The following is a 20,479-nucleotide window of genomic DNA, read 5'->3' on the forward strand; positions in this document are numbered from 1 at the left end:
GGCGACTTCTACGAGGTCTTCTACGACGACGCGCGCAAGTGCAACGCGCTGCTGGACATCACGCTGACGCAGCGCGGCCAGAGCGCCGGCCAGCCGGTCGTCATGGCCGGTGTGCCGGTGCACGCGCTGGAGAGTTATCTCGCCAAGCTCATCAAGCTGGGTGAAGCGGTCGCGATTGCCGAGCAGGTCGGCGAGGTCGGCGCGAGCAAGGGGCCGGTGGAACGCAAGGTGGTGCGCGTCGTCACTCCGGGCACCATCACAGACACCGAACTGCTGGCCGACAAGCAGGACGCCGTGCTGCTGGCCGTCTCCGGCCACGGCCGCAGGCACGGGCTGGCGTGGCTGTCGTTGACCCAGGGCGAGATCGGCCTGGCCGAGTGCAGCGACATGGAGTTGCCCGCCTGGCTGGCGCGCCTGTCGCCCGCCGAGGTGCTGGTCAACCGAGAGCAGCAGCCGGCGGGCGTCATGAAGGCGCGCTTCCCGGTCACGAACCGGCCGAGTTGGCAGTTCGACGGCGCGTTGGGGAACCGCAAGCTGTGCGAACAACTGGCCGTCGCCAGCCTGCAGGGCTTCAATGCGCATGAGCTCACCTTGGCCCATGCCGCGGGCAGCGCACTGCTGGCCTTTGCCGAGCACACGCAGGGCCGCGCGCTGTCCCACGTGCGCTCGCTGCGCGTGCAGCGCGCCAGCGACCTGCTGGACCTGCCGCCCGCCACGCAACGCAACCTGGAGCTGGTGCAGACACTGCGCGGCGAGGCCAGCCCGACGCTGTTCTCGCTGCTGGACACCTGCAAGAGCGGCATGGGCAGCCGCACGCTGCGGCAGTGGCTGCTGCACCCCAAGCGCGATCGCGCCGAAGCGACGGCGCGGCACGACGCGATTGCGGCCCTGCACGCGGAAGGCTTCGAGCCGCTGCGCGAGGCGCTGAAGTCGGTCAGCGACGTGGAGCGCATCTCCGCCCGCATCGCGCTGCGCCAGGTGCGGCCACGTGAACTGACGGGCCTGCGTGCGACGCTGCAGGTGCTGCCGCAGCTGCGCGCCGTGACGCCCGCCGCGCTGCGTGATGCGACGCTGACGCCGCCCAGCGACATCCTCGAACTGCTGGAACGAGCCATCGCGCTGGAGCCGGCCATCCTGGCGCGCGATGGCGGCGTCATCGCCGACGGCTTCGACGCCGAGCTGGACGAGCTGCGCGGCATCCAGCAGAACTGCGACGGCTTCCTGCTGGACCTCGAAACCCGCGAGCGCGCCCGCACCGGCATCGCCAACCTGCGCGTCCAGTTCAACCGGGTGCACGGCTTCTACATCGAGGTCACGCAGGGCCAGGTCGACAAGGTGCCGATGGACTACCAGCGCCGCCAGACGCTGAAGAACGCCGAGCGCTACATCACGCCCGAGCTGAAGGCCTTCGAGGACAAGGCGCTGTCCGCCAACGAGCGGGCGCTGGCGCGCGAGAAGCTGCTTTACGAGCAGGTCATCGATGCCCTCATCAGCCGCTTGGAACCATTGACGGCGCTGGGCCGCACGCTGGCCGGGCTGGACGCATTGGCTGCGCTGGCCGAGCGCGCCGTCACGCTGAACTGGTGCCGGCCCGAGTTCGTGGCGCAGCCCTGCCTGGAGATCGAGGCCGGCCGCCACCCGGTCGTGCAGGCGCGCCTGGCGGAGACCGGCGGCGCGGAGTTCATGCCCAACGACTGCCGGCTGGACGCGCGCACGCGCATGCTGGTCATCACCGGCCCCAACATGGGCGGCAAGAGCACCTTCATGCGCCAGGTCGCGCTGATCGCGCTGCTGGCCGCGATCGGCTCCTACGTGCCGGCCACGCGCTGCCGGCTGGGGCACATGGACGCCATCCACACCCGCATCGGCGCGGCCGACGACCTGGCCAACGCGCAGTCCACCTTCATGCTGGAGATGACCGAGGGTGCGGCCATCCTGCATTCGGCGACCGACCAGTCGCTGGTGCTGATGGACGAGATCGGGCGGGGGACGTCGACCTTCGACGGGCTCGCGCTGGCCAGCGCCATCGCCAGCCACCTGCACGACAAGACGCGTGCCTTCACGCTGTTCGCGACCCACTACTTCGAGCTGACCGAGTTCCCGGCCAAGCACTCGATGGCGCAGAACTGGCATGTGTCGGCCGTGGAGAGCGGCGAGGACATCGTCTTCCTGCACGAGCTGCAGGCCGGCCCCGCCAGCCGCAGCTACGGCGTGCAGGTGGCCAAGCTGGCGGGCATGCCGGCCAGCCTGGTGCGGCAGGCGCGCGCCACGCTGGAGGCGCTGGAGGCGCGGCAGAACGCGGCTGACGACCAGTTCGATCTGTTCGCCGCGCCGCCGGCCCCGCCGCCGCTGCCCGAGCCGAGCGAGCTGGTGGCCGCGCTGGACGGCATCGACCCCGACGCCCTGTCGCCGCGCGAGGCCCTGGAGGCGCTCTACAAGCTGAAGAAGCTGGCCAAGCCATGAGCGAAAGAGTCCTTGTCTTCTCCCACGCCAACAGCTACCCCGCCGGCTGCTACCGGGTGCTGTTCGAGCGCTGGCGCGCGGCGGGCTGGCGCGTCGAGGCGCTGGACCGCTTCGGGCATGACCCGCGCTTTCCGGTCACCGGCGATTGGCGCAAGCTGCGCGACCAGCTGCTGCATTTCATCGACACCGAGGTGAAGCCGCAGGGGCAGGTCGCGCTGGTCGGCCATTCGCTGGGCGGCATGGTGAGCCTGCTGGCGACCTGCCGGCGGCCGGAACTGGTGTCGCGGCTCGTCATGCTGGACTCGCCAGTCGTCACCGGCTGGAAGGCCGCCGCCGTCGCGGTGGCAAAGACCACGGGGCTGATCCACCGCTACGGCCCGTCCAAGATCGCTCGCGAGCGCCGCCACCTCTGGCCGGACCGCGAGGCGGTCTACAAGCATTTTTCAGCCAAGAAATTGTTCGCCCGTTGGGACCCACGCGTGTTGGCCGACTACATCGAAGCCGGCTTCGAGGAGGCCGACGGCCAGGTGCGCTTGCGCTTCACGCGGGACGTGGAAGCGCACATCTACCGTACGCTGCCCCACCACCTGCCGCTGCTGCTGCGCCTGCGGCCGCCGCAATGCCCGGTGGCCTTCGTCGGCGGCACACGGTCGGCCGAGCTGCGCCAGGCGGGCGCTGCGGCGTCCAAGAGGCTTGCCGGCGACAACTGGCGCTGGATGGAAGGCTCACACCTCTTCCCGTTCGAGAAGCCGGACGAAACGGCAGAGCTGGTGCTCGACTTGTTGAGCTGACCGCGGCGAGCGCCGGGGCCCGAAGCCAGCCCGAGGGCTATCAATCTACAATCGCAATTTCCCACCACAGCATGCTGTTCTGGCGTGCTGCAAGACATGACCAAATACGTCTTCGTCACCGGCGGTGTGGTGTCCTCCTTGGGCAAGGGCATCGCGTCGGCCTCCCTGGCTGCCATCCTCGAATCGCGCGGCCTCAAAGTCACCCTGATCAAGCTGGACCCCTACATCAACGTCGACCCCGGCACGATGTCGCCCTTCCAGCACGGTGAAGTCTTCGTCACCGACGACGGCGCCGAAACCGACCTCGACCTCGGCCACTACGAACGCTTCATCACGACGCGGATGAAGAAGGCCAACAACTTCACCACCGGCCAGATCTACAAGACCGTGCTGGAGAAGGAACGCCGCGGCGACTATCTCGGCAAGACGGTGCAGGTCATCCCGCACATCACCAACGAGATCCAGGAATTCATCAAGCGCGGCGCCGAAGGCGTCGATGTGGCGATCGTCGAGATCGGCGGCACGGTGGGCGACATCGAGTCCCTGCCCTTCCTGGAGGCCGTGCGCCAGATGAGCCTGCGGGCCGGCCCGACGAACACGGCCTACGTGCACCTGACTTACGTGCCGTGGATCGCTGCCGCGGGCGAGCTCAAGACCAAGCCGACGCAGCACACCGTGCAGAAGCTGCGCGAGATCGGCATCCAACCCGACGCGCTGCTGTGCCGCGCCGACCGCCGCATCCCCGACGATGAGCGCGAGAAGATCTCGCTGTTCACCAACGTCGCGGAGTACGGCGTGATCTCGATGTGGGACGTGAACACCATCTACAAGGTGCCGCGCCTGCTGCACGAGCAGGGGCTGGACCAGCTCATCTGCACCAAGCTGCAGCTCAACACCAAGAGCGCCGACCTGAAACGCTGGGACACGCTGGTCTACGAGGTCGAGAACCCCAAGACCGAGGTCACCATCGCCATGTGCGGCAAGTACACCGACCTGTCGGACTCGTACAAGTCGCTCAACGAGGCGTTGCGCCACGCCGGCATCCACAACCACGCCGGCGTGAAGATCGAGTACGTCGACAGCGAGACGCTGACGCCCGAGACGGTCGACAGCCTCGGCAAGTTCGACGCCATCCTCGTCCCCGGCGGCTTCGGCAAGCGCGGCGTAGAGGGCAAGATCCTGGCCGCCCAGTACGCCCGCGAGCACAAGCTGCCCTACCTGGGCATCTGCCTGGGCATGCAGGTGGCGACCATCGAGGTGGCCCGCCACCTGGCCGGCCTGGAAGGCGCCAACTCCACAGAGTTCGACCCCGAGACGCCGCACCCCGTCATCGCGCTGATCGACGAGTGGCAGGACGCCGACGGCAGCATCCAGAAGCGCGACGAGAAGAGCGACCTCGGCGGCACCATGCGCTTGGGTGCCCAGAGCTCCGACGTCAAGCCCGGTACGCTGGCTTCGGACATCTACGGCAAGGTGGTCACCGAGCGCCACCGCCACCGCTACGAGGCGAACGAACACTACCTGGACCGCCTGCAGGAAGCCGGTCTCGTCATCTCGGCCATCACCCAACGCGAGAAGCTGACCGAGATGGTCGAGCTGCCGCGCGAGGTGCATCCCTGGTTCGTCGGCGTGCAGTTCCATCCCGAGTTCAAGTCCACGCCCTGGGGCGGCCACCCGTTGTTCACGGCCTTCATCAAGGCCGCGCTGGGCCACAAGAAGGCCTGAGGTCAATCGTCATGAAGCTCTGCGGATTCGACGTCGGCATCGACAAGCCGTTTTTCCTGATCGCCGGCACCTGCTCGATCGAGGGCCTGCAGATGTCGCTCGACGTCGCTGGCCTGTTGAAAGAGGCGTGCACGACGCTTGGCATTCCCCTGATCTACAAAGGCTCGTTCGACAAGGCCAACCGCTCGTCCGGCACCACCAAGCGCGGCGTCGGCATGGAAGCCGGCCTGAAGATCCTCGACGAGGTGCGCCGCCAGACCGGCTTGCCGGTGCTGACCGACGTGCACGACACCACCCAGGTGGCCGAGGTCGCCAGCGTCGTCGACGTGCTGCAGACACCGGCCTTCCTGTGCCGCCAGACGGACTTCATCCGCGCCGTCGCCCAAAGCGGCAAGCCGGTCAACATCAAGAAGGGCCAGTTCCTCGCGCCCTGGGACATGAAGAACGTCATCGACAAGGCCCGCGCCGCCGCACACGAGGTGGGCCTGTCGGAGGACCGCTTCCTGGCCTGCGAACGCGGCGTCAGCTTCGGCTACAACAACCTCGTGGCCGACATGACCAGCCTGGCCGAGATGCGCAACAGCGGCGCGCCGGTGGTGTTCGACGTCACCCATTCGGTGCAGAAGCCCGGCGGCCTGGGCGGCTCCAGCGGCGGCGCGCGCGAGATGGTGCCGGTGCTGGCCCGGGCCGGTGTCGGCGTCGGCGTGGCGGGCCTGTTCATGGAGACGCACCCGAACCCTGCCGAAGCCTTCAGCGACGGCCCGAATGCGGTGCCGCTCAGGCACATGAAGACGCTGCTGGAGCAACTGGTGGCGCTGGACCGCGTCGTCAAGCAGCAGCCGCTGCTTGAGAACGACTTCTCCTGCTGAGAGCCATGGCCGCCTACATCCTCGCCAACGTCAAAGTCACCAACCCCGAGCAATACGAGGACTATCGGCGCCTGTCGACGCTCGCCATGAAGGAGCACGGCGCCGAGGTGCTGGTGCGCGGCGGCAAGACGACCGTGCTCGAAGGCGACTGGACACCCGAGCGCGTTGTGCTGCTGAAGTTCCCGACTGCTGAAGCCGCCCAGGCCTTCTACGACTCGCCGGAGTACGGCGCCGCGCGCGAAGCCCGCGAGGGCATTGCCGTCATGCGCATGGTGTTGATCGAAGGTGTCTGATCCTGCCGATTGATGTGACGCGGTAACACCCACTTGGCACACTTGCGCCCGCCCGAATTTTTCACTTCCCTGGAGACACTGAATGAGCGCCATCGTTGACATCGTCGGCCGAGAAATCCTCGACAGCCGCGGCAATCCCACCGTCGAATGCGACGTCCTGCTGGAATCGGGCGTCATGGGCCGCGCGGCCGTGCCGTCGGGTGCCTCCACCGGTTCGCGCGAAGCCATCGAGCTGCGCGACGGCGACAAGGGCCGCTACCTCGGCAAGGGCGTGCTGCGCGCCGTCGAGCACATCAACACCGAGATCTCCGAGGCCGTGCTGGGCCTGGATGCCGCCGAGCAGGCTTTCCTGGACAAGACGCTGATCGACCTCGACGGCACCGAGAACAAGAGCCGCCTGGGCGCCAACGCGATGCTGGCGGTCTCCATGGCCGTCGCCCGCGCAGCGGCTGAAGAATCGGGCCTGCCGCTGTACCGCTATTTCGGCGGCATGAACGGCAACCAACTGCCGGTGCCGATGATGAACGTCATCAACGGCGGCGCCCATGCGAACAACTCGCTGGACCTGCAGGAGCTGATGATCATCCCCGTGGGCGCGCCGTCGTTCCGCGAAGCGCTGCGCTGGGGCGCCGAAGTCTTCCACGCGCTGAAGAAGATCCTGCACGACAAGGGCATCTCCACCGCCGTGGGCGACGAAGGCGGTTTCGCGCCGAGCGTCGAGAGCCATGAGGCCGCCATCCAGCTGATCCTGCAGGCCATCGACAAGGCCGGCTACATGGCCGGCTCGCAGATCGCCATCGGCCTGGACTGCGCCGCCAGCGAGTTCTACAAGGACGGCAAGTACGTGCTCGAAGGCGAAGGCGGCATCCAGCTGTCGTCGCAGGAGTGGACCGACATGCTGGCCACCTGGGTCGACAAGTACCCCATCATCTCCATCGAAGACGGCATGGCCGAAGGCGACTGGGACGGCTGGAAGATCCTGACCGACCGCCTGGGCAAGAACGTGCAGATCGTCGGCGACGACCTGTTCGTCACCAACACCAAGATCCTGAAGGAAGGCATCGAGAAGGGCATCGCCAACTCCATCCTGATCAAGATCAACCAGATCGGCACGCTCACCGAGACCTTCGCCGCCATCGAGATGGCCAAGCGCGCCGGCTACACGGCCGTCATCTCGCACCGCTCGGGCGAGACCGAGGACAGCACGATCTCCGACATTGCCGTCGGCCTGAACGCCGGCCAGATCAAGACCGGCTCGCTGTCGCGCTCGGACCGTATGGCCAAGTACAACCAGCTGCTGCGCATCGAGGAAGACCTGGGCGACGTGGCCGTGTACCCCGGCCGTGCCGCCTTCTACAACCTGAAGTAAGCCTTTGAAGGCGCTTGCCCTGGTCCTGGCGGTCTTCCTGATCGCCATCCAGGCCCAACTGTGGGTGGGCCGGGGCAGTCTTCCGTACGTGGCCCACCTCCGGGAGGAAGTGGCCGCCGCGCGCGCCGAGAACGACGAGGCGCGCGCCCGCAACAACCAGCTGCAGGCCGAGCTGCGCGACCTGCGCGAAGGCCTGGAGATGGTGGAAGAGAAGGCCCGCTTCGAGCTCGGCATGATCAAGCCGGACGAGGTCTTCGTGCCACTCGCCGCACCTGCAGCCCCACCTGCGGCCTCGGCGGCTGGCCAGCGCTGATGCTGGCCCAGGCCTGGGCGGCGCTGCTGGCGCCGGCCTTCACCGCCTTCGGCAGCCCGATCTCCTGGCTGGAACTGGTCGCCTTCGTGCTGGCCGTCTGGATGGTCGTCTGCAACATGCGGGTGAAGCTGCTGGCCTGGCCGCTGGCCCTCGTCAGTTCGCTGATGTACTTCGCCCTCTTCTGGGACGGCCAGCTGTATGGCGAGGCGGCGCTGCAGCTCGTCTTTGCCGCATTGGCCGTCTGGGGCTGGTGGCAATGGCGCTTCGGCCGCACCCGCGAGGGCGAGGCGCTGAAGGTGCGCCGGCTGGGCTGGCAAGGCCTCGCCCGGCCCGTGCTGCTGACGCTGGCGGCGTGGCCGCTGCTGGGGCTCTTCCTGGACCGTGTCACCGACAGCCCCCTGCCCTACTGGGACGCCTTCCCGACCGTCGCCAGCCTGCTGGGCCAATGGCTGCTGGCGCGCAAGTACGAGGAGAACTGGCCGACCTGGATCGTCGTCAACGCGGTCAGCGTCGTGCTGTTCGGGTTCAAGGGCTACTGGCTGACGGTCATCCTGTATGCCGGCTTCATTCCGATGAGCGTCATCGGCTGGCGCGCGTGGAGGCAGGCTTGGGCCGCTTGATCGCGCTGCTCGGCGCGGAGTGCACCGGCAAGTCCACGCTGGCCGAAGCGTTGGCCGCCGAGTTCAACGCCGGCCTCGTCACGGAATACCTGCGCGAGTGGTGCGACGCCCATGGCCGCACGCCGCTGCGGCATGAGCAGGCCCACATCGCCGCTGAGCAGGCCGCGCGCATCGAGGCGGCATCGCGGCAACACGACCTCGTCATCTGCGACACGACGCCGCTGATCACGGCACTGTGCAGCCAGCATTACTTCAACGACGACGCGCTGCTGGCCGGTGCACTGGCGTTCCAGCGCCGCTGCGAGCTGACGCTGCTGTGCGCACCCGACCTGCCCTGGCAGGCCGATGGCTTCCTGCGCGACGGCCCCGGTGTGCGGGCCGCCTTCGATGCGCGGCTGCGGGCGGCGCTGTCGGCCAGCGGCATCCGCTGGATCGACATCGCCGGCAGCGATGACGAACGCCGGGCGACGGCGGTCCGCGCGCTTCAACGCCCCAGCAGCAGGTAGTCGAACAGCTGGGTGCCGCCGGCGCCGCCCAGCGGCACCAGCATGGCCTTGAGCAGCGGCTGGTCGAAGAACGGCGCGAACGCGCCCTTCTGGTTGTTCTCCACCTGGGTGATCAGGCGCTTGAAGGGCTCGACGAGGTCGCTCATGGGCTTGCCGCTGCCGGCCATCCAGCGCAGGTCTGCCTGCATGGATTCCAGGGCCCGCCGGCGCGTGTGCTCGGCCGAGCGCTTGAGCATGACGGTCAGGCCGATCAGCGCGACGACATAGAAGCTCACGCCCACCGCGATGGCCGGCGTCAGCGCCCAGTTGTCGAACAGCCGGCTGCGCGCCACGACCAGCAGCGCCAGCACGACGAATGGCCCGATGACCAGGCGCGCGACCGGCGCGCTGCGCTGCGCCACCACCTGCACGTCGATCCAGTCGTCCAGCAGCGTGTGCATCGCGAAGCCGCCGCCGTCCTTGGTTCGTTCCTCGGGCCGGGCGTTGAAGCGCTGCGACCACAGCGCCTGGTGCTCCTCGCCGAGGGACTTGGCGAACATCTCGATGGTCGCGTCCGGGTAGAAGCTGCGGCCCGCGTTCAGGTGGCGCACGAAACGCAGCAGCAGCACGGTCGCATCGGCCACGGCGACGATGAGCAGCGGCAGCATCAGCAGGATCACGTAGAGCGTGGCCTTGACGATCTGGCGGTGCTCGTCGCCGCGCACCGGCACTTCGGGGATCTGGCCTTCCGACAAACCCAGGAACATCAGGCCGACCAGCCCGATGGTCAGTACGAACCACACCAGCGTGCGCGCCGCGCGCGGCCGCGCCTCGCCGCGTTCGCCGTACTCCTGCCACAGCTGGGCGAAGTCGCAGCTGAAGCCCACGCCGGGTTTCCAGAACAGCACGCTGATCTGCTCGAACCAGCCGCGCACCAGCTCCCGCACGGTGCTGCGCACGACCGGCCGTGGCACCGGGCGCGGCAGGCGCAGCCAGTCGGAGTCATCGCGCAGCAGCTGCAGCGTGCAGGCCCAGGCCCAGTCCAGCGTCCAGAAGATGGCGAACAAGGCCAGCAGATGGATGAGGTGCGAAGGCCAGGCGCTGACGCCCTCCAGCCACGTCACCGGCTCGCAGGTGCTGCAGTTGACGCTGCCACGCCAGCCCGCGGCCGGCCAGGCCAGCCACAGCCACACGCCCGCCACCATCAGCAGCACGACCAGGTGCAGGCGGTCCACACCCGCGGGCTGGTCGGGCGGCAGCGGCTGCTCGCGCCGTGCCGACAGCAGGGCCGGCAGCACCGCCAGCAACGCGCCGAAGGCGGCCAGGCTGGCCAGCAGCAGCGCATGGATGAAGTCGAGCCGGCTGGGCAGCACGAACTCGATCAGGCTGGCCAGCACGTACGAGAACAGGCCCGCATGCAAAGCCACCAGCACGATGGCCGTCATGTCCATCTGCGGCTGGTTGTTCATCGTCGGCTCGCGCAGGAAGACGCGCCGCGCCTGGCGGATGGCGGGCGTGGACGGCCAGACCAGCAGCATCGTGCCCGTCAGCCCGATCATCAGCACCGCCACGAAGATGCGCCCCGCGCTGTTGACCGGCGGGCGGGCGTCCAGCGCATAGCCGGCCAAGGGCACGGCGTTGCTGCGCCCGATCTCGTACAGCGAGGTGTTCTGCAGCGCCTGGTCCAGCGCCGCGCGCTCGCGCTGCTTGCAGCCCTCGTCGCGGCAGCCCGCGCGGCGCGCGGCGGCATAGGTGCTGGTCTGGTAGATGTCGCGCAGCGGCGGCGTGCCGGCCTGCAGGTTGACCGGCCCCTCCCCCTTGTCCGTCGTGGTCGAGGGCGGCGGCGGGTAGAAAGCCAGCGGCAGGCTGCTCGCGACGACCAGGTTGCGCGTGAAGGCCTGCGTGCGCGGGTGCAGGTAGCGCGCGTCCATGTCCGTCGTGAAGAACATCTTGTCCGAGAAGTCCTCGTGCAGGGCCTGCAGCACCAGCAGCTTGTCGTGCACGTCGTTGGCGAAGATGCCGATGGCGCCGATGGGCGGGAGCTGCGGGTTGGTCTCGCTGCGCTTGAGGTCGGCGCCCAGCCGGCGCAGGTAGTCGAGCTGGTCGCGGCTCTCGGGCCATTCCAGCGTCGGCGCCGTCTTGCCGGCCGTCCCCGCGGCGGCCTGGATTTCCCGCGAAGTCACGCCGTCGATGCCGCGGAAGAAATACACCACCTCCAGCAACAGCCCCTTCTCGTCGCCCCCCAGGCGGTGCTTCAGCTCGGCCACCAGCGACTGGGCATAGAGGGAATCGCGCTCCGCCACCACGACGACGCGGCGCTTGCTGTCATGCGGCAGGCGCAGCCGGATCTCGGCGTCCAGCTTGCGGATCAGGTCGCCATCGTTGCCCACCGTGCGCTGCAGCGCCACCTGGCGCTGGTCGCCCGTGATGCGGTTGAACTGTTCGGTGATGAAGGCGTCCAGGTCCTGACGGTTCAGCTCGGCCAGCATGCGGTTGGGTGCCGTGGAGGCCGAGTTGTAGAACTCCGCGCCGGACAGCAGCCGGTAGCCCTCCAGCACCTCGGCTTCCAGCGCCGGCCCGCCCTGGTTGCCGAGGCTGGCGCAGCGCAGCGCCGTCGCTGCCGCGGTGGCGACGGCGCTGCTTGCGGGCATGTTGTAGCGGTCGGCCGCGCAGCGCAGGTCGGACAGGGCCAGGCGCAGCGCATCGGTGGACGAGGGGCCGATGACGGCCAGGCTGGGCAGGCCGTCGTCCGCCTCGCTGCTGGAGCTGCCCTTGAAGCTGGCATTGACGCGCGCCTTGCTGCCCATCAGCTGCTGCACCAGCAGCGCCAGCGCGTCCAGCTTGCGGTTGGGCAGCGAGTTCTCGTCCACCCACAGCACGGCCACCTGGGCATAGCGGCCGCCATGCCCAGCCCGGCCGGGCCTGTCGCGGTGGCCGGTGCGCAGCGTCAGCAGCTCGTACGGCACCACGAAGGGCGCCTTGGCCTTGGCTGCGGCCGAAGCGGCGCTGGCCGGGGCCGGCGGTGTCTTGGCCGGCACTGCCGGCGCCGGGTTCAACAGGTCGAACTCCAGCAGGCTGAGCCGCTCGGCGTTGTCCGGCACGTAGTCCTTGGCCAGCAGCCCGGCCAGCGCCGCGTAGCGCACGCGCCGGCGCGCCTCCTCCGCACCGACGAAATCCGCGCCGGGCAGAAGGCCCAGCACCAGCAGCGTGTCGTCCAGCCGTTGGTCGTGGTCACGGTCCAGCTTGGCCAGCATGTTGCGCGGGTTGCGCGCCTCGGCCACGCCGTCGCGGCAGTCCACGTCCACCTCGCGGCTCGCCTGCTTGCGGAAGCGCTCGCAGCGGTCGGCCCGCTCGGCCTCGTAACGGCGCAATGCGGCAAACGGGTCTTCCCAGAGGCGCGCGTTGACCTCCAGTTCCGAATCGACCGGCGCCTGGGCGCGCGGCTTCTCGGGCGGGCGCAGCGGCTCGAAGGCATGCGGCACCAGCTGCGTACTGGCCACGAAAGCCACCAGCACCGCCGCGCTTGCCCATGGGAAACCGCCGAAGCCGCCCTTGGAGTCCGCCATCGCTCACTCCTGGCCCTTGCACACAAGGCCAGCCGACAAAGTCTCAGCTCGGCGGGGCGACGTCAAGCAGCAGGGGCCGCCTCATCCTCAGAACGCATGAGGCCCGCGTTGCGCCCCGGCTACTGCAGGCTGCCGTCGGGGCGTGCCTGCGCGCCGCCCGGCGCGAACAGCGCGCCCACATCCACGGCGTCGAACCGGTAATGCCGGCCGCAGAAGTCGCAACCGATCTCGATCTCGCCACGTTCGGCGAGCACGCTGTCGGCCTCCTCGCGCCCCAGGCCGCGCAGCATCTGGCCCACGCGTTCGCGCGAGCAGGTGCAGGCGAAGCACGGCGCCTGCGGTTCGAAGCGCGTCACCGTCTCCTCCCAGAACAGGCGGCGCAGCACGGTGTCGGCGTCCAGCGTCAGCAACTCTTCGGCCGTCAGCGTGGCCGCGAGGATGCTGATGCGGTTGAAGGCGTCGGACAGGCCGATGTCGTCCTCATTGCTGGAACGCTGCCCCCACGCCGGCAAAGCCGGCTGCCCCCCGAGGGGGCGCTCCGCGGCTTGGGACGGCCCGGCGCCGCTTCTGCCTTCCAGGTTGCCCTCACCCTCGACCGGCAAGCGCTGGATCAGCAGGCCGGCGGCGATGTCGCCGTTGGCGGCGAGCACCAGCTTGGTGTCCAGCTGCTCGGACTGCAGCATGTAGTGCTCCAGCACTTCGCTCATCTTCTGCAGCGGCTCGCGCTGGTCGCCGTGCAGGGGCACGACGCCCTGATAGGGCTGCTGGCCGGGGAACTTGTCCTTCGGGTCCAGCGTGATCGCGCAGCGGCCCTGGCCACGCAGGTTGACCATGGCCTCCAGCGTCGCTCCGGGCTCCACCGCGCCAATGCACTTGGCCGTGGCGCGGAACGCCAGGTCAGGCTGCGCCTCGGCCACCGCCAGCTTCACAGGGCCGTCGCCCATCACCTGCAGCACCAGCGCGCCGTTGAACTTGATGTTGGCCTGCATCAGCACGGCCGCGGCACTCATCTCGCCGAGCATGTCGCGAAGCTCCGGCGGGTATTCCTGCCCGGGTTCGCGGCGGCTCAGCACCTCACGCCAGGCATCGGTCAGGCGCACCAGCATGCCGCGCACCGGCAGGCCGTCGAACAGGAACTTGTGCAATTCACTCATCGGATTCTTTTCAGGCCTTCGCGATAGCGGCGGCCGTTGTTGACGTAATGGGCCGCGCTGGCCTTCAGGCCGGCGATCTGCGCCTCGTTGAGCTGGCGCACGACCTTGGCCGGCGCGCCGACGATGAGGCTGCCGTCGGGGAACTCCTTGCCTTCGGTCACCAGCGCGCCGGCGCCGACGATGCAGTTGCGGCCGATGCGGGCGCCATTCAAGACCACGGCCCCAATGCCGATGAGGCTTTCGTCACCCACCGTGCAGCCGTGCAGCATGACCTGGTGGCCCACCGTCACGTGCTGGCCGATGACCAGCGGAGAGCCATGGTCGGCATGCAGCACCGAGCCGTCCTGGATGTTGCTGCCGGCGCCGATCGTCAGCGTGTCGCTGTCGCCACGCAGCACGGCGTTGAACCAGACGCTGACGTCCTGCCCAAGAGTCACGCGGCCGATGACCTCGGCGCTGTCGGCCACCCACGCGGACTCCGCCACGTCGGGAATGTGCTCGTCGAGCTGGTAGATCGCCATCGCGGGCCCTCCCCGTCAAAACGGTGAATTTTAGAATCCGGTCGATGTCCGAACTCCGCCTGACCACGCTCGGCCCTTTGTTGATGGCCGAAGCGCCCGCCAAGGCCGCGGCCACGCTGGCGCTCGCTGCCACCTTGCCGATCGACACGACCGCCGTCATCGCAGAGCCTGCCGGCATCCCCGGCCGCCCCGCGCGGCCGCGGATGGTCGAGCACATCAAGCTCAAACCGCCGTCGATGCGCACACCCGCCGGCATCGCCGCGCTGGTGCATGCCATCGCCCACATCGAGCTCAACGCCATCGACCTGGCGCTGGACATCTGCTGGCGCTTCGCCGGCATGCCGGAGGCCTTCTACCGCGACTGGCTGCGCATCGCGCAGGAGGAGGCCAAGCACTTCACGCTGCTGCGTGACCACCTCTTGAGCCTGGGCTTCGACTACGGCGACTTCGACGCCCACAACGCGCTGTGGGACATGGCCGAGCGCACCCGGCAAGACCTGCTGGCCCGCATCGCGCTGGTGCCGCGCACGCTGGAGGCGCGCGGGCTGGACGCCTCGCCCGCCGTCCGCGCCAAGCTGGTCGGCGCCGGCGACCATCGTGCGGGCGAGATCCTCGACGTCATCCTGAGTGACGAGATCGGCCACGTGGCGGCCGGCAACCGCTGGTACCGCTTCGTCTGCCAGCAACGCGGCCTGGACCCGATCACGACCTATGCCGAGCTGACGACGCGTTACCGGGCGCCCAAGCTGCGCGCGCCGTTCAACCTCGAAGCCCGCCGCGCCGCCGGCTTCGACGAGGCGGAGCTGGCCGCACTGACCGCGCCATGAAGCGCCCCTAGTGAGAACCCTTGGCCACCGCCAAATTCTGACCACCCCGTCAAACTCGCTCTAGACTTTGGCGTTGCTTCCGAGGAGCCCCGCATGAGCGCTGACGTTTCCAAGCTTGACGCCTACTGGATGCCGTTCACGGCCAACCGCCAGTTCAAGCAGGCACCGCGCCTGTTGACCCAGGCCGACGGCATGTTCTTCCGCGACGACAAGGGCCGCGAGGTGCTCGACGGCATCGCCGGCCTGTGGTGCGTGAACGCCGGCCACAACCGGCCGAAGATCGTCAAGGCCATCCAGGACCAGGCGGCCGAGCTGGACTTTGCGCCGCCCTTCCAGATGGCCCATCCCAAGGCCTTCGAACTGGCCGAACGGCTGGCGGCCATCGCGCCCGCCGGCATGAACCGCGTCTTCTTCACCAACTCCGGCTCGGAATCCGTCGAGACCGCGCTGAAGATGGCCATCGCCTACCACCGCGTGCGCGGCGAAGGCGCGCGCACCCGCCTCATCGGGCGCGAGCGCGGCTACCACGGCGTCAACTTCGGCGGCATCTCGGTCGGCGGCATGGTCGCCAACCGCAAGATGTTCGGCAGCCTGCTGGCCGGTGTCGACCACATCCGCCACACCCATGACCCGGTACGCAACGCGTTCTCGGTCGGCATCCCCCAGCACGGCGCCGATTTCGCCGACGACCTGGAGCGCCTCGTCGCGCTGCATGACGCATCGACCATCGCCGCCGTCATCGTCGAACCCGTCGCCGGCTCCACCGGCGTGCTGATCCCGCCCCAGGGCTACCTGCAGCGCCTGCGCGACATCTGCGACAAGCACGGCATCCTGCTGATCTTCGACGAGGTCATCACCGGCTTCGGCCGCACCGGCAACCCGTTCGGCGCGCAGACCTTCGGCGTCACGCCCGACCTGATGACGGTGGCCAAGGGCATCACCAACGGCTGCGTGCCCATGGGCGCGGTGTTCGCGCTGCAGAAGATCCACGATGCCTTCATGACCGGGCCCGAGCACCTGATCGAGTTCTTCCACGGCTACACCTACTCCGCGCATCCGCTGGCCTGCGCCGCCGGCATCGCCACGCTGGACACCTATGCCGACGACGGCCTGCTGACACGTGCAGCCCGGATGCAGGACGAGTTCGCCAAGGCCTTGCACTCGCTACGCGAGGAGCCCAACGTCATCGACGTGCGCAACATCGGCCTGGTCGGCGGCATCGAGCTCAAGCCCCTGCCCGGCGAGCCGGCCAAGCGCGCCTTCAACATCTTCCTGGACTGCTGGGACAAGGGCCTGCTGATCCGCACCACCGGCGACACCATCGCGCTGTCGCCGCCGCTGATCATCGAAAGCGCGCATATCGAACGCATCATCGACACGCTGCGCGGCGCGCTGCGCAGGGCGGCCTGAAACCGCTGCACTAGACTGCGCGCCCGCCGCGGCCCGCCGCCGCCAAGGACCTCGATGACGTTGTTCGCTCCCTTCACCCGGCCTGGCCGGTACGCCAAGTACGCCCTGGCCGCCAGCCTGACGCTGGCCGCCCTGCCCGGCCTCGCCCAAACTCTCACCTACATCGGCCAGCAGATCGTGCCCACCGGCGCGAGCTTTCGCGGCCTGCTCCTGGGCGGCCTGTCCAGCATCGACTACGTGGCCTCTAACGGCCACTATCTGGCCATTTGCGATGACCGCAGCGACCGCGGGCCGGCGCGTTTCTACGAGCTGACGCTGGACATCAGCAAGTTCCGCCGCAGTGCCGACCCGGGCGACGCCGGGGTCGGCTGGGTCGACATGACGACCATGCTCGACCTCGACGGCCAGCCTTTCGGCCGCAACCAGGTCGACCCCGAGAGCCTGCGCCTGGACGCCAAGCGCAACCTCATCTACTGGAGCAACGAGGGCCAGCGCACCTCCGCATCGACCCAGAACCCGACGATGCGGCGCATGCAGCCCGACGGCAAGCCGGCCGGCGAGTTCGCGGTGCCGGCCTACTTCAACCCCTCGGGCAGCGCCGGTGGCCTCGCGGCTGGCGACACGGGCGTCTACAACAACCTCGCCTTCGAGAGCGTGGCCATCACACCGGACGGCCAGACGCTGTGGACCATGGCCGAGAACGGCCTGGCCCAGGACAGCCCGCCCGCGGCGGTCGGCCGCGGCAGCCGCGCCCGCATGCTGTCGTTCGACCTCGACACGGGCAAACCCGGCGCCGAGTACATCTACGAGGTCGGCCCCGTGCCCTTCGCACCGGCACGCCCGGGCGACTTCTCGACCAACGGCGTACCCGACATGCTGGCCCTGTCGGGTACCGAGTTCATCGTCATCGAGCGCGCCTACGCCGTCGGTGCCGACACGCCCGGCGTCGCGGCCCACACGCGGCAGCCCACCAGCAACACCATCCGGCTCTACCGCATCGACACGCGCGGTGCGACCGACGTGTCCGGCTGGCCCACCATCAAGGGCCGCGACGTCGTGCCCGTCAAGCGCACGCTGCTGCTCGACCTTTCCACGCTGCGCAACGACGACGGCAGCGTGCTGGCGCTGGACAACGTCGAGGGCATCACCTTCGGCCCGGTCGTCGACGGCAAGCGCACGTTGGTGCTGGTTTCCGACAACAACTTCAATCCGGCGCAGTTCACGCAGTTCATCGCGTTGTCTATTGACTAGCCGCCCATCCTTGCACCGGCTGAACGCCGGCCGGCTGGGAGCGGCCCGGTGCTCGGCCTGCGGTTGAAAGACCACGGCTCATGCCTCCCATTCCCTGGCGCGCCTACCTGCTGCTGACGGCCAGCACCAGCCTGGTCGGCAGCTACGTCGGCCTGTCCAAGCTGCTGGTCGCGGCCTTTCCCGTCTTCCTGCTCGCCGGCCTGCGCTTCGGCTTCGCGGCCGTGCTGATGCTGCCGTGGCTGAAGAAGCCGGCGCACGAAGCGCCACTCGATGCGCGCGCGCGCTGGCTGCTGTTCCTCGAATCCTTCCTCGGCAACTTCCTGTTCTCGATCTGCATGCTGTTTGGGCTCAAGCAGAGTTCGGCCGTCGTCGCGGGCGTCATCCTGGCGGGCATTCCGGCCGCGGTCGCGCTGTTGAGCTGGCTGTTCCTGAAGGAGCAGCTGAGCCGCCGCGTGCTGGCCGGCATCGGCTGCGCGGTCGGTGGCATCGCGCTGGTGGCCACCGGCAAGCAAGGCGGCGCCGAAACCACGCTGCTGGGCGCCCTGCTGCTGATCGCGGCCGTGTTCTGCGAGGGCTGCTATGTCGTCATCGGCAAGAAGCTGACGGCCGGCCTCGGGCCCCAGCGCATCAGCGCGCTGATCAACCTGTGGGGCCTGGTGCTCGTGTCGCCGCTGGCGATCTGGCAGGCCGCCAGCTTCGACTTCGGCGCCCCCGGCGTGCTGGACTGGGCGCTGCTGGGCTACTACTCGGCCGTGGCCAGCATCATCACCGTCTGGCTGTGGATGGCCGGGCTTGAGCGCCTGCCAGCGGCGAAGGCGGGCGTCTTCATGGTCTTCCTGCCCGTCAGCACGGCGCTGGTCGGGCTGCTGCTGGGCGAGCGGCTGTCGGCCATGCAGGCCCTGGCCTATGGCCTGGCCTTATCGGGTGTGCTGCTGGCGACATGGCCGTCTCCGTCGGCCTCTCGGTAGGATGACGCCCATGTCCCTGGAAGCCGATCTCACGCGCTGGCGCGAGCACCTCAGCCGTTTCGCCGCCCTGCTGGGCGGCCCGCCCGACCGCCACACGGCGCCCGCGCCGGAGGCGCAACAGGGCCACTGCCTGATCTTCGCGCCCCACCCCGACGATGAATGCATCGTCGGCGCGCTGCCGCTGCGGCTGCGCCAGGAGGCCGGCTGGCGCGTCAGCAACGTTGCCGTGACGCTGGGCAGTAACCCGGTCCGCCGCGCGTCGCGCTGGGCCGAACTGCAGGACGCCTGCACGGTGCTGGGCTTCGATTGCATCCGCGTCGGCGAGGACGGCCTGTCCGACGTGCGCGCCGACACCGCCGAGCGCCTGCCGCGGCTGTGGCAGGTCCATGTCGAAGCCATCGCCGCGCTGCTGGCCAAGCACCGCCCAGGACTCGTGCTGGCACCGCATGCGCTGGACGACAACCCCAGCCACCGCGGCGTGCACCGCCTTGTCGTCGAAGCGATCGCCGCAGCGCGGCTGGACACGGTGCTGGCCCACACCGAGTTCTGGGCCACGCAGCCGGCACCGAACGCGCTGGTGCAGACCAGCATCGCCGACACGGCCCGGCTGATCGCCGCGCTGGAGCGCCACGCTGGCGAGATCGCGCGCAACCCTTACCACCTGCGCCTGCCCGCCTTCCTGGCCGACGCCGTGCGCCGCGGCGGCGAGCTGGTGCTGGGCGCCGGCGCGACGCCGCCCGACTTCGCCTTCGCCACGCTCTACCGCTTCGTCACCTACCGCGCCGGCCAACCCATCGCCGAGCTGCCGCGACGCGTCTTCCCTGCCGACCAGCCGCTGTCGTCTTCCGTCCTGTTCACGCCCTGATCCACATGTCCAGCCAGCCCACCCACCTCCGTGTCCACCAGTTCGCCGGCCTGCAGCCCGGCCCCAGGGTGCTCGTCACCGGTGCGGTGCATGGCAACGAGATCCACGGCACGAAAGCCATGGCCGAGATCATTCGCCAGCTCGACGCCGGCGAGCTGGCGCTGCGGCGCGGCACGTTGACGCTGGTGCCCATCGTCAACCCGCTGGCCCACCAGCTGAACCGCCGCGAAGGCGACCGCAACCTCAACCGCAACCTGCGCCCGCCCGTCATCGCGCACGACTTCGAGGACCGCATCGCCCGCGTGCTGTGCCCGCTGATCGCCCAGCACGACGGCATCCTCGACCTGCACAGCTTCCAGGGCCAGGGCCCCGCCTTCGCGATGATCGGCCCACGCGACAACAGCGGCGAGCTGGAGCCCTTCTCGCAGGAGGCGACCGAATCGGCGCTGGCCGCACGCCTGGGGGTAGGCCGCATCGTCGAGGGCTGGCTGTCCACCTACGCCTTAGGCCTGCAGCGCCGCCAGCAGCGCGTGCACGACGGCTCGCGCCGCGCCGCGCTGATCTCCGACCCGCATTACGGCGTCGGCACCACCGAGTACATGCGCTCCACCGGTGGCTGGGCCATCACGCTGGAATGCGGCCAGCACCTGGATCCCAACGGCCCCGAGGTCGCACGGCTGGCCATCCTGCGTGCGTTGGTGTTCCTGGGCATGCTCGATGAAATCGCCGTCGAACCGCACCGCCCGGCGCAGCCGCCCGAGCTGCTGCAGCTCTACGACGTCATCGACCGCGAGGACATGGGCGACAGCTTCGAGCGCGAATGGGCCAGCTTCGACGCCATCGAGAAGGGCCAGCGCATCGGCACCCGCGCCAGCGGCGAGCCCGTGCTGGCGCCCAGCGAGGGTCGCATCGTGTTCCCGAACGTGAAGTCCCTGCCCGGCACCGAATGGTTCTACCTGGCACGGCCCAGCGACCGCCAACTTTGAGCC

18 protein-coding genes are annotated in these 20,479 nt (G+C 69.1%); 15 read left to right on the plus strand and 3 right to left on the minus strand.

The window, feature by feature from the left end:
* The 9 genes from mutS to ASD35_RS19490 all read left to right on the plus strand — a co-directional run.
* Nucleotides 1–2,463, plus strand: a 2,463-nt coding sequence (mutS, locus tag ASD35_RS19450) for a DNA mismatch repair protein MutS (RefSeq protein WP_082580292.1), incomplete at its 5' end; no start/stop codon positions are given.
* On the plus strand, nucleotides 2,460–3,254 hold the full coding sequence (locus tag ASD35_RS19455; RefSeq protein ID WP_056876609.1) for an alpha/beta fold hydrolase: 795 nt from the start codon (nucleotides 2,460–2,462) through the stop codon (nucleotides 3,252–3,254). The genes mutS and ASD35_RS19455, both read left to right, overlap by 4 nt.
* Nucleotides 3,255–3,350: 96 nt before the next feature.
* Nucleotides 3,351–4,979 (plus strand): CTP synthase, encoded by a 1,629-nt coding sequence (locus ASD35_RS19460; RefSeq protein ID WP_056877439.1) that lies wholly within the window; start codon nucleotides 3,351–3,353, stop codon nucleotides 4,977–4,979.
* Nucleotides 4,980–4,990: 11 nt separating this feature from the next.
* Nucleotides 4,991–5,848, plus strand: coding sequence for a 3-deoxy-8-phosphooctulonate synthase (gene kdsA, locus ASD35_RS19465; RefSeq protein ID WP_056876610.1), 858 nt, complete (start codon nucleotides 4,991–4,993; stop codon nucleotides 5,846–5,848).
* 5 nt (nucleotides 5,849–5,853) lie between these two features.
* The gene (locus ASD35_RS19470; RefSeq protein WP_056876611.1) at nucleotides 5,854–6,141 is read left to right on the plus strand and encodes a DUF1330 domain-containing protein; all 288 of its coding nucleotides are present in this window, start codon (nucleotides 5,854–5,856) and stop codon (nucleotides 6,139–6,141) included.
* Between the two features lie 82 nt (nucleotides 6,142–6,223).
* The gene (gene eno, locus ASD35_RS19475) at nucleotides 6,224–7,510 is read left to right on the plus strand and encodes a phosphopyruvate hydratase (RefSeq protein WP_056876612.1); all 1,287 of its coding nucleotides are present in this window, start codon (nucleotides 6,224–6,226) and stop codon (nucleotides 7,508–7,510) included.
* Between the two features lie 4 nt (nucleotides 7,511–7,514).
* Nucleotides 7,515–7,823, plus strand: a complete 309-nt coding sequence (gene ftsB, locus ASD35_RS19480; RefSeq protein WP_056876613.1) for a cell division protein FtsB — start codon at nucleotides 7,515–7,517, stop codon at nucleotides 7,821–7,823.
* The gene (pnuC, locus tag ASD35_RS19485; RefSeq protein ID WP_056876614.1) at nucleotides 7,823–8,443 is read left to right on the plus strand and encodes a nicotinamide riboside transporter PnuC; all 621 of its coding nucleotides are present in this window, start codon (nucleotides 7,823–7,825) and stop codon (nucleotides 8,441–8,443) included. The genes ftsB and pnuC overlap by 1 nt, the downstream gene beginning before the upstream one ends.
* Nucleotides 8,431–8,949: an AAA family ATPase gene (locus tag ASD35_RS19490; protein WP_056876615.1), complete on the plus strand. Its 519-nt coding sequence runs from the start codon at nucleotides 8,431–8,433 to the stop codon at nucleotides 8,947–8,949. Before pnuC ends, ASD35_RS19490 begins: the two co-directional genes overlap by 13 nt.
* Here the strand turns inward: ASD35_RS19490 and ASD35_RS19495 are convergent.
* The 3 genes from ASD35_RS19495 to ASD35_RS19505 form a co-directional block, all read right to left on the minus strand.
* Complete coding sequence (locus ASD35_RS19495; RefSeq protein ID WP_056876616.1) at nucleotides 8,928–12,494, minus strand: hypothetical protein; 3,567 nt, start codon at nucleotides 12,492–12,494, stop codon at nucleotides 8,928–8,930. The two genes, ASD35_RS19490 and ASD35_RS19495, sit on opposite strands and share 22 nt — an antisense overlap.
* A 119-nt stretch (nucleotides 12,495–12,613) precedes the next feature.
* Nucleotides 12,614–13,648, minus strand: coding sequence for an Hsp33 family molecular chaperone HslO (locus tag ASD35_RS19500; RefSeq protein WP_056876617.1), 1,035 nt, complete (start codon nucleotides 13,646–13,648; stop codon nucleotides 12,614–12,616).
* Nucleotides 13,645–14,169, minus strand: coding sequence for a gamma carbonic anhydrase family protein (locus ASD35_RS19505; RefSeq protein WP_056876618.1), 525 nt, complete (start codon nucleotides 14,167–14,169; stop codon nucleotides 13,645–13,647). The genes ASD35_RS19500 and ASD35_RS19505 overlap by 4 nt, the downstream gene beginning before the upstream one ends.
* Before the next feature lie 44 nt (nucleotides 14,170–14,213).
* Between ASD35_RS19505 and ASD35_RS19510 the strand changes: the two genes are divergently transcribed.
* The 6 genes from ASD35_RS19510 to ASD35_RS19535 all read left to right on the plus strand — a co-directional run bounded on the left by ASD35_RS19510 (nucleotide 14,214) and on the right by ASD35_RS19535 (nucleotide 20,476).
* On the plus strand, nucleotides 14,214–14,996 hold the full coding sequence (locus ASD35_RS19510) for a ferritin-like domain-containing protein (protein ID WP_056876619.1): 783 nt from the start codon (nucleotides 14,214–14,216) through the stop codon (nucleotides 14,994–14,996).
* A gap of 93 nt (nucleotides 14,997–15,089) precedes the next feature.
* Nucleotides 15,090–16,406, plus strand: coding sequence for an aspartate aminotransferase family protein (locus ASD35_RS19515; RefSeq protein WP_056876620.1), 1,317 nt, complete (start codon nucleotides 15,090–15,092; stop codon nucleotides 16,404–16,406).
* Between the two features lie 54 nt (nucleotides 16,407–16,460).
* Complete coding sequence (locus ASD35_RS19520) at nucleotides 16,461–17,657, plus strand: esterase-like activity of phytase family protein (RefSeq protein WP_056876621.1); 1,197 nt, start codon at nucleotides 16,461–16,463, stop codon at nucleotides 17,655–17,657.
* Nucleotides 17,658–17,737: 80 nt separating this feature from the next.
* Entirely contained in the window at nucleotides 17,738–18,625 is an 888-nt protein-coding gene (locus tag ASD35_RS19525; protein WP_056876622.1) for a DMT family transporter, read from the plus strand.
* Between the two features lie 10 nt (nucleotides 18,626–18,635).
* Entirely contained in the window at nucleotides 18,636–19,490 is an 855-nt protein-coding gene (locus ASD35_RS19530; RefSeq protein WP_162254497.1) for a PIG-L deacetylase family protein, read from the plus strand.
* A 5-nt stretch (nucleotides 19,491–19,495) separates the two neighbouring features.
* On the plus strand, nucleotides 19,496–20,476 hold the full coding sequence (locus tag ASD35_RS19535; protein WP_056876624.1) for a succinylglutamate desuccinylase/aspartoacylase family protein: 981 nt from the start codon (nucleotides 19,496–19,498) through the stop codon (nucleotides 20,474–20,476).
* The last annotated feature ends 3 nt before the right edge of the window (nucleotides 20,477–20,479 follow it).

The organism is Pelomonas sp. Root1444 (assembly GCF_001426885.1).
GTDB lineage: Bacteria > Pseudomonadota > Gammaproteobacteria > Burkholderiales > Burkholderiaceae_C > Pelomonas.

What these genes read in the sequence shown, in the direction of transcription:
- ASD35_RS19455 (WP_056876609.1), top strand. Translation starts at nt 2,460, where the DNA reads ATGAGCGAAAGAGTCCTTGTCTTCTCCCACGCCAACAGCTACCCCGCC.
- ASD35_RS19460 (WP_056877439.1), top strand. Translation starts at nt 3,351, where the DNA reads ATGACCAAATACGTCTTCGTCACCGGCGGTGTGGTGTCCTCCTTGGGC.
- kdsA (WP_056876610.1), top strand. Translation starts at nt 4,991, where the DNA reads ATGAAGCTCTGCGGATTCGACGTCGGCATCGACAAGCCGTTTTTCCTG.
- ASD35_RS19470 (WP_056876611.1), top strand. Translation starts at nt 5,854, where the DNA reads ATGGCCGCCTACATCCTCGCCAACGTCAAAGTCACCAACCCCGAGCAA.
- eno (WP_056876612.1), top strand. Translation starts at nt 6,224, where the DNA reads ATGAGCGCCATCGTTGACATCGTCGGCCGAGAAATCCTCGACAGCCGC.
- pnuC (WP_056876614.1), top strand. Translation starts at nt 7,823, where the DNA reads ATGCTGGCCCAGGCCTGGGCGGCGCTGCTGGCGCCGGCCTTCACCGCC.
- ASD35_RS19495 (WP_056876616.1), bottom strand. Translation starts at nt 12,494, where the DNA reads ATGGCGGACTCCAAGGGCGGCTTCGGCGGTTTCCCATGGGCAAGCGCG.
- ASD35_RS19500 (WP_056876617.1), bottom strand. Translation starts at nt 13,648, where the DNA reads ATGAGTGAATTGCACAAGTTCCTGTTCGACGGCCTGCCGGTGCGCGGC.
- ASD35_RS19505 (WP_056876618.1), bottom strand. Translation starts at nt 14,169, where the DNA reads ATGGCGATCTACCAGCTCGACGAGCACATTCCCGACGTGGCGGAGTCC.
- ASD35_RS19510 (WP_056876619.1), top strand. Translation starts at nt 14,214, where the DNA reads ATGTCCGAACTCCGCCTGACCACGCTCGGCCCTTTGTTGATGGCCGAA.
- ASD35_RS19515 (WP_056876620.1), top strand. Translation starts at nt 15,090, where the DNA reads ATGAGCGCTGACGTTTCCAAGCTTGACGCCTACTGGATGCCGTTCACG.
- ASD35_RS19520 (WP_056876621.1), top strand. Translation starts at nt 16,461, where the DNA reads ATGACGTTGTTCGCTCCCTTCACCCGGCCTGGCCGGTACGCCAAGTAC.
- ASD35_RS19525 (WP_056876622.1), top strand. Translation starts at nt 17,738, where the DNA reads ATGCCTCCCATTCCCTGGCGCGCCTACCTGCTGCTGACGGCCAGCACC.
- ASD35_RS19530 (WP_162254497.1), top strand. Translation starts at nt 18,636, where the DNA reads ATGTCCCTGGAAGCCGATCTCACGCGCTGGCGCGAGCACCTCAGCCGT.
- ASD35_RS19535 (WP_056876624.1), top strand. Translation starts at nt 19,496, where the DNA reads ATGTCCAGCCAGCCCACCCACCTCCGTGTCCACCAGTTCGCCGGCCTG.